Below are 8667 nucleotides of genomic sequence, written 5' to 3'. Positions count from 1 at the left end.
GTGACGCTTGGCGATGGCGACTTTTTCTTCGGTGATGTAGCCCGACAGGCGAATCACTTCCATCCGGTCGAGCAACGGGCCGGGGATCGAATCCAGGGTGTTGGCAGTGCAGATGAACAGCACTTTCGACAGGTCCATGCGCAGATCGAGGTAGTGATCGAGGAATTCGACGTTCTGCTCAGGGTCGAGGGTTTCCAGCAACGCCGAGGCCGGGTCGCCCTGGTAGCTTTGGCCCATCTTGTCGATCTCGTCGAGCATGATCACCGGGTTCATCACTTCGACGTCTTTGAGCGCCTGCACCAGTTTGCCCGGCTGTGCGCCGATGTAGGTGCGGCGGTGGCCCTTGATCTCGGCCTCGTCACGCATGCCGCCGAGGCTGAAGCGGTAGAACGGGCGCCCGAGGGATTCGGCGATGGATCTGCCGACACTGGTTTTACCCACGCCCGGTGGCCCCACCAGCAACACGATGGAGCCGCTGATCTCGCCTTTATAAGCGCCGACTGCGAGGAACTCGAGGATGCGGTCCTTGATGTCGTCGAGACCGGCATGATGGTTGTCCAGCACCTTGCGCGCATGCTTGAGGTCGAGTTTGTCCTCGCCGTACACGCCCCATGGCACCGACGTCGCCCAGTCGATGTAGTTGCGCGTTACTGCGTACTCCGGCGAACCGGTCTCGAGGATCGACAGTTTGTTCATTTCCTCTTCAAGGCGTTTCTGCACCTGCGCTGGCAGCACTTTGCCGACCAACCGCTGTTCGAACTGCTCGAGGTCGGCGCTGCGGTCGTCCTTGGTAAGACCCAGCTCCTGCTGGATGACCTTCAGTTGTTCCTTGAGGAAAAACTCGCGCTGGTGCTCGCCGATCTTGCGGTTTACTTCAGCGGAGATTTCTTTTTGCAAACGCGCGACTTCGACTTCCTTGCGCAACATCGGCAGGACTTTTTCCATGCGCTTGAGCATGGGCACGCAGTCGAGCACTTCCTGCAGCTCGCTGCCGGTGGCCGAGGTGAGCGCAGCGGCGAAGTCGGTCAGCGGTGACGGGTCGTTGGGGCTGAAACGGTTGAGATAGTTCTTCAGCTCTTCGCTGTACAGCGGATTGAGCGGCAGCAGTTCCTTGATCGCATTGATCAGCGCCATGCCGTAGGCCTTGACCTCGTCGGTCGGCTCGGTGGGCTGGTGCGGGTACTCGACTTCCACCAGATACGGCGGGCGATGGTGCTTGAGCCAGGTTTTCAGGCGAACCCGGGTCAGGCCCTGGGCGACGAATTGCAGCTTGCCGTTCTCGCGACTGGCGTGATGCACCTTGACCAGCGTGCCGTACAGCGGCAAGGCCGAGGTGTCGAAATGGCGCGGGTCTTCCTGGGGCGTGTCCATGTAGAACAGGGCCAGGGAATGGTGATCGGACTTGGCGACCAGATCGAGGGTCTCGGCCCACGGCTCTTCATTGACGATGACCGGCAGCACCTGGGCCGGGAAGAACGGTCGGTTGTGGATCGGGATGATGTAGACCTTGTCCGGCAGGTTCTGGCCGGGCAGGGCAAGGCCTTTGCCGGGAGTGTGGTGGGTGGCGTTTTCCGGGTCTGCGTATTCGCTCGGGTCTTCAGGGAATTCTTGCTGGTCGCTCATGGGGGCACCTGCGCAATGGGTATGGGTCTTAGATGGGGCAGGTTGGCGGTGGTTTCAATGCATGCCTTGGCGTTAATGAATCATTCGAAGGTGTGTTCAGCAGGGATTCAGGTTAGCTGGACTGTGGCGCGGCGCATTGATTCAGGGGATAGAAAAACCTGTCCACAGTGCACAGACCTGTTGCGCCAAGGACGCACCTGACTGTTCTACCAGTTCAAATCAGTGGTTCGTCAGTTGCCCCGGATCAGCGCAAAGTTTCTCGGTGACGAGGCGCTGATCGTGTGCAGTCTTCGCGAATCTGCAAGCCATCGACGGCCAGTGGCGCTTCGATTCTGCGGTATCGCGACAACTCCGGTAGCGCGGGTGCGCCGATCACCAGAAGTGCGCCGGCCTGGTCCCCCGAGAGCGCGCCGGCGCCGCATATTTTCGCCGCGCCACCGGCCTTTTCGATGACGCGAATGAGTTTGGCGATATTCCTCGGCACCACGCCGAGGCTTTCCAGCGCGGCTTCGTATTCTTTGAGCAGGTGCTTGAGTGTCGCGGGCATCAGGACCGGCCGCTGCAACAGCCCCCGGAAGCGTTCAGCGGTGTGACGCATGCGTTTTAAAAGTGCATTGTCGGGGCCTTCGAGCCGTTGGCGGGTGGCGGCGATGACTTGTCCGGTGGTCTCACGGGCGGCGCCGGTGTCGTAGAGTTGTACGTCACGCAACTGCAACCACGCCGTGCTTTTAGGCCAGGCGATCAGTTTGAAATTGCCATCGGCCATGGGGCGCCGCTCGACCGTCGAACCCAGCAGGCTGGTGTTGTGATCGATCCCTGACGGTTGGCCGTGCTGGTAACGTTCGATGCTCATCGCTACCGATTCCAGCGGGTGTTGTCGCGGTTGCAAATCGAAGAATCGCAACAGCGCCGCGGCCAGACTGACAGCCAAGGCGCCTGAGCTGCCAAATCCGCAATGGATGGGAATGGTCGACTCCACCCGCACGGAAAATCCCCGCCATTGATTCGGTGTCAGCTTGCGCAGCACTACGCCAATGGCACATTTGATCAGGTAATCGGCGTCGATTTTTCCAGTGAGGGTAAAACCCGGGATACGCAATTGGGCCTCGCGACTCGGGTAGTCGAGCAATGTTGCCAGTGTGTAACAGCGATGATGGTCAAGACCGGGCAACTGCAACTCTATGTATTGGTCGTTACGGGGGCGCACTTGCACGTCGCAATACAGGCCCAGTGATGTGGCGATTGCCGGACAACCGTGAAGGAGGGCGTGCTCGCCCATCAGGATGATTTTGCCGGGTGCGCGGGCTTGTATGGTGGTGGCTGTCATGGTTCAGCTTCCCGGCTTTCGCATGTTGCCGTTTGCATGTCGGGCGCGTAGCGGCCTTGCAAGGCCTGATTGGGTGTGAGGCATGAAGGCTCCGCGGGTCATCCATGAGTACGTGTTCACGGTTGATGATGCGCAGCGGAGATGCGGAAAGATACTGTGAAAGTTGACAGTTTTTTAGAACGATTGGCGATTGATCGGTACGCCTCATCAAGTAGCAGACCAGGCCCGGACACACAGACAAAAAAGGCGACTCCCTCTCAGGAGTCGCCTTTTCCGGTTAACCGCCGTTAAAACTTATTCCGACAGTTTGTAAGCAATCACATAGTCACCCTGTTTGGTGCCCAGTGAACCATGACCGCCGGCGACGACGAGCACGTATTGCTTGCCGTCCTTGCCGGTGTAGGTCATTGGCGTGGTTTGTGCGCCGGCCGGCAGGCGGCCTTCCCACAGTTGCTTGCCGTTTTTCACGTCGTAGGCGCGCAGGTACTGGTCGAGGGTGCCGCTGAGAAAACCGACGCCACTGGCGGTGGTGAAGGTGCCGCCCAGGCTTGGCACGCCCATGCTCAGAGGGATCGGCACCGGAGAGCTGTCGCGCACGGTGCCGTTCTTGTGCATCCAGATTTTCTGCTGGGTCGTCAGGTCGATGGCGGCGACATAACCCCATGCCGGCGCCTGGCAAGGCAAGCCCATCGGCGACAGCAGCGCTTCGAGGACTACGCCGTAGGGCGCGCCCTTGTTCGGCTGCACGCCTTCGGTTTCGCTTTTGCGCGGGCCTTGGGCGGCGATTTCAGCGGCCGGGATCATTTTCGATTTGAAGGCCATGTAGCTCGGGTTGACGAAAGCGATCTGACGCACCGGGTCAACCGAGATACCGCCCCAGTCGAACACCCCGAAGTTGCCTGGATAAACAATCGAACCCTGCAGCGATGGGGGCGTGAACGGACCGTCGTAGCGCATGGATTTGAAGTCGATCCGGCAGATCAGTTGGTCGAATGGCGTCACGCCCCACATATCGCGTTCTTGCAGCGGTGGCGGCATCAGGTTGAGGTCGGATTTCGGTTGGGTCGGCGAGGTATGATCGCCTTCCACCGCGCCTTGCGGCACCGGCACTTCGTTGATCGGCACGATGGCCTGGCCGGTGCTGCGATCGAGCACGTAGATGCTGCCTTGCTTGGTTGACGCCAGGACGGCCTGCTTCACGCCATCGGCGGTTTTCAGGTCCATCAGGGTCGGCTGACCACCGACGTCCATGTCCCACAGGTCATGGTGGGTGAACTGGAAGTGCCAGCGCACCTTGCCGGTGGCGATGTCCAGAGCGGTCAGGCCCGCGGCGTGCAGTTCCGATTCAGGGGTACGCGCGCCACCGAACTGGTCCGGGGTCTGGTTACCCATCGGCAGGTAGAGCATGCCGAGTTTTTCATCGACCGCGAACATCGACCACATGTTCGGCGAGTTACGGGTGTAGACCTTGCCTTCGGCGATCGGCGTGGTGTCGTCCGGGTTGCCGCTGTCCCAGTTCCACACCAGTTTGCCGGTGTGCACGTCGAACGCACGGATCACGCCGCTTGGCTCGTCGGTGGAGACGTTGTCGGTGACGTGACCGCCAATCACCACCAGGTCCTTGGTGACCGCGGGCGGCGAAGTGGAGTAGTAACCACCGGCCGAGAAGCCGCCGATGTTGGCGCGCAGGTCGACCTGGCCTTTGTCGCCGAAGTCTTCGCACATTTTGCCGGTGTCGGCGTTGAGGGCGATCAGGCGGGTATCGGCGGTTGGCAGGAAGATCCGGCGCGGGCAGACACTGGCCACCGGTGCGCTGGCGCTGCCGGTCGGGCTCTGCTCGGAGGCGTACACCGCGTCATCGTGATAGGTCACGCCACGGCAGGTCATGTGCGCCCAACCCTTGAAGTTCGCCGCGTTCTGCGTGGAGAGCTTCGGATCGAAACGCCAGATTTCCTTGCCGGTGTCCGGGTCCAGCGCAATCACCTGGCTGTGCGGCGTGCACACGTACAGCATGCCGTTGACTTTCAGCGGGGTGTTTTCGGCGGTGGTTTCGCCCGGGTCGTTCGGCCCTGGCAGGTCGCCGGTGCGATAAGACCAGGCTTGCACCAGTTTGTGCACGTTCTGCGGGGTGATCTGCGCCAGTGGCGAGTAACGGTCACCGTGGGCGCTGCGGCCGTAGGAGTTCCAGTCACCCTCCGGCATGGCCGGGGCGGTGTTGGTCATGCCATCGACGCTGTCGCGGTCCAGTTGACCCTTGATTTCACCGGGGTTGGTGAACTGGCTGGCCAACGCGGTAACGCCAGCGAGCACCACGGCCACACCCAGCGCGCCGGTGCCCATCGGTGCGGCACCGTCACGCAGCAACGGACCACGGAACCACGGCAGCAACATCACCAGGCCCAGCGCAAACAGCATCGCCAGGCGCGGCACCAGTTGCCACCAATCGAGGCCGACTTCCCACAATGCCCATACGGTGCTGGCGAACAGCACCAATGCGTACAGGCCCAGTGCGGCACGGCGGGCCAGCAACAACAGGATGCCGGTCAACGCCAGGCCGATACCGGCCAACAGGTAGTACAGCGAGCCGCCGAGCATGCTCAGCTTGATCCCCCCGGCCAGCATGGCCAGGCCCATTAGCAGAAGCAGTATGCCAAGCAGGCTTGGCCATAGACGGCTTCGACCCAAGGCACCATCAGTGCTCATAGTGTGATTCTCCGTGACGTTTCAAGTAGTCCCGCGCAAGTTCACTGTAGATGACGATCCTGTGCGGGCAGGGTTCAGATAAAAACCGGTTGGTTGATGCCATTCCTGTAGGAGCGAGGCTTGCCCGCGAAGACGGTGTGTCATTTGGCATTGAGGCTGCCTGACCCACCGCCATCGCGGGCAAGCCTCGCTCCTACAAGGGCTTTGCTTGTTTTTTAGAACGACGACTGGATCTTGATCCCGCCGATCAGCGCGTCATCGACGTCGTTCACGCCACCCGGGTGGCGGATGTATTGCAGGTTCGGGCGCACGGTCAGCCAGTTGTTCAAATGCACGCCGTAATAGAGTTCGGCGCTGTATTCGGTGTCTTGCGGCGGCAAGTAGGCTGGATCGTCGTAGTCGAAAACCGCGTGGGCCTGGTTGGTTGCCTCGGCGTTCTTGCGATACGCCGGGTTGACGTGCACGCGCGCCATGGCGAAACCGATATCGTCCCTGGCGCGAGCGTCGAACAGGCCTTTGTAGACGACGCCGGCCTGGACGTAGTTGTCGATGGCGTTGGTTTTCTTGTCGTGCATCGTGCCGTTGGCGAACACGCTCAGGCCGCGGGAGTGGTCGCTGGCGATGCTGGTGATCTGCTGCTGGATGCCGAGCCACACACCATGCTTGCTCGATGCACTGCGGTAGGCTTCGCCACTCAGGGCGGCGGGCTGGCCATTGCTGTCTTTGTAGACGCCGGTGGCGTTGGCGTTGCTGTAGTAATAACCGGCGCGGTACTCACCCGGCAGGCCATTGAGCCTGGGCGTCCACACCAATTCCAGCGGGAGAATCGCGCCTTGGGTGCCGCTGCCACTGAGCTTGAAGCCGTTGTCGCGATCAAGGTTCGACGGGTTTTGCTCGTACACGCCGACCTGTGCGTACAGTTCGGGCGTCAGGTGATACTTGACCCGCATCGCCCACTGGCTGACCGGCCAGTTGTACCAGATGTCCCCCGCCCAGTTGCCGACCTGCGAGCCGCAAAATGCCAGGTTCTGGAAATCGCACGGGAAACTGTTGAAGTCTTCGCCTTCACCGAAGCGGCCGACCTTGATGTCGAGTTGCTGATCGAAGAATTTCTGCTGATACCACATCTGTGTCAGGCGCCAGGTCTGGCCGCGGCCCCAGACTTCCTGGGCCGATGTGAAGCCGCCGACACGCGGATCGTTGATGCGGTCGTTGCTGATGTTGTTGCCGCTGCGTTCGGTGATGGTCAGCTGAAATTCGGCGTCGTCCCAACCGAGTATCTTTTGCAGGTCCAGGTGCGTACCCAGACCAAACTGGTCGCTGTAACGCGCCGTACGGTCGTGATCGTAACCACCGTGCAGATTGCTGCCCATTTCACCGGTGTAATCGATTTTGAAGTCGTAGCCCTTTTCCGCCAGTTCTGTACGCGTGCCGTTCCAGTCGCCGAGCATCCACGGTGAATCGCTATCGAAGGCCGGGGCAGCCTGGGTACAAGTCGCAAGGCCAAGCGCGGTGCAGCCACCGAGCATTTTCAGGACTTTTCGACAGGCGACCGGCATTGAGACAGCGCTGTCTTTGGGGGAAGGGAAATCAGGCATAGAAGGAAATTCTTAATCTTTTTCTAAGGAATGAACGACGCGTAGCAAGATGGATGAAGCGTTTCAGCGATAGCGGGGCGCAAGCATAATGTTCTGTTACAAATAGAGAAAGCGCTTTTCCTGACATGCATCCTTTCTGAATTGGTAACAGTCACGACCTATTACTGTAGGAGCGAGCCTGCTCGCGATGAATTCAAGAGCGCCGCGAGGCGTCTGCAATCCAGCGTTATCGTTGACGACCAACGCTGACAGGCTCGCTCCTGCAAGGGGCCGCAATTCACCTACATTTAGCGAATAGCGCATGCAGCGCTTCCACCGCAACAGCCGCTCGGCTAAGGTGCGCGGCTTCCCCATTCCAACATCGCTGAAGGCCCGGCATGACCGAACAGAACAACGACCCGCTGCATGGCGTCACCCTGGAGCAGATCCTCAATGCCCTGGTCGAGCACTACGAATGGTCGGGGCTGGCCGAACGCATCGATATCCGCTGCTTCAAGAGTGACCCGAGCATCAAGTCGAGCCTGACGTTCCTGCGCAAAACCCCGTGGGCACGGGAGAAGGTCGAGCGCTTGTACGTGAAACTGATGCGTACCAAGCGACCGCTCTGAACATGTTCAAGGCGCCTGCCGTGCGACGTCGTTTCGTGGCCGTGGCTGCCATCCTCGGTTGGGCCGGTTTGAGCATCCAGATGTACCTGATCTTCCATTCACGCTGGACGCTGGGTGCCAGTCTGCTGGGTGGGCTGGTGAGCTTCTTCAGCTATTTCACGGTGCTGAGCAATACGCTGGTGGCCACAGTCCTGACCTGTGAACTGACCTCGCGCGAGTCTGCTGTGCGTCGCTGGTTTTTACAGCCGTGGGTCAGCAGCGGCATCGCCGTGAGCATCGTCGTGGTCGGGCTGGTGTACAGCCTTTTATTGCGCCATCTATGGCATCCCGAAGGTTGGCAATGGCTGGCCGATGAGCTGATGCATGATGTGATGCCAGGGTTGTTCCTGGTTTACTGGTTGTGTTGCGTACCCAAGGGTTTTTTGCGCTTGCGCCATATCGCCCTGTGGATGATTTATCCGCTGGTGTACTTCGGCTATGCGCTGTTGCGCGGGCATCTGCTGGCGGTTTATCCCTATCCGTTCATCGATGTCGAGAAGCTGGGTTATCCACAGGTGTTCGTCAATGCCGGAGGCTTGTTGCTAGGGTTCGTGCTGATTTCAGTTTTGCTGATTGGGCTGGATCGGTGGCGAGCGGCGAGATGCTGAATGCTTTTGTGGCGAGGGAGCTTGCTCCCGCTGCGCAGCCGAGCGGGAGCAAGCTCCCTCGCCACAGGAGTCATGTCAGGTTGAATCACTCATCATCGCCAGCATTCAGCTTCCAGTAACCAACGGGTGGTGATTCCAGTTTTGCTGATTGGGCTGGATCG

6 protein-coding genes are annotated in these 8667 nt (G+C 60.1%); 2 read left to right on the top strand and 4 right to left on the bottom strand.

Features of this window, described 5'->3' with window-relative positions:
- The 4 genes from D8V06_RS22680 to D8V06_RS22665 all read right to left on the bottom strand — a co-directional run.
- Positions 1-1623 (bottom strand): AAA family ATPase (locus tag D8V06_RS22680; RefSeq protein WP_130931853.1); only part of this gene is annotated, 1623 nt, incomplete at its 3' end.
- Between the two features lie 244 nt (positions 1624-1867).
- Positions 1868-2950 carry a hypothetical protein gene (locus D8V06_RS22675; RefSeq protein ID WP_130907909.1) on the bottom strand — a complete coding sequence of 361 codons (1083 nt, stop codon included), beginning with the start codon at positions 2948-2950 and terminating at the stop codon, positions 1868-1870.
- Between the two features lie 294 nt (positions 2951-3244).
- On the bottom strand, positions 3245-5653 hold the full coding sequence (locus tag D8V06_RS22670; RefSeq protein ID WP_130931852.1) for a glucose/quinate/shikimate family membrane-bound PQQ-dependent dehydrogenase: 2409 nt from the start codon (positions 5651-5653) through the stop codon (positions 3245-3247).
- Positions 5654-5868: 215 nt separating this feature from the next.
- Complete coding sequence (locus D8V06_RS22665) at positions 5869-7251, bottom strand: carbohydrate porin (protein ID WP_130931851.1); 1383 nt, start codon at positions 7249-7251, stop codon at positions 5869-5871.
- A 377-nt stretch (positions 7252-7628) separates the two neighbouring features.
- Between D8V06_RS22665 and D8V06_RS22655 the strand changes: the two genes are divergently transcribed.
- On the top strand, positions 7629-7859 hold the full coding sequence (locus D8V06_RS22655) for a VF530 family protein (RefSeq protein ID WP_056855216.1): 231 nt from the start codon (positions 7629-7631) through the stop codon (positions 7857-7859).
- Positions 7860-7861: 2 nt separating this feature from the next.
- Positions 7862-8506 (top strand): Pr6Pr family membrane protein, encoded by a 645-nt coding sequence (locus D8V06_RS22650; RefSeq protein ID WP_056855217.1) that lies wholly within the window; start codon positions 7862-7864, stop codon positions 8504-8506.
- The last annotated feature ends 161 nt before the right edge of the window (positions 8507-8667 follow it).

This window comes from Pseudomonas sp. Sample_24 (assembly GCF_004307605.1).
GTDB lineage: Bacteria > Pseudomonadota > Gammaproteobacteria > Pseudomonadales > Pseudomonadaceae > Aquipseudomonas.
Note: the sequence above shows the minus strand (reverse complement) of the source record. Positions and strands in the feature narration are given on the sequence as shown.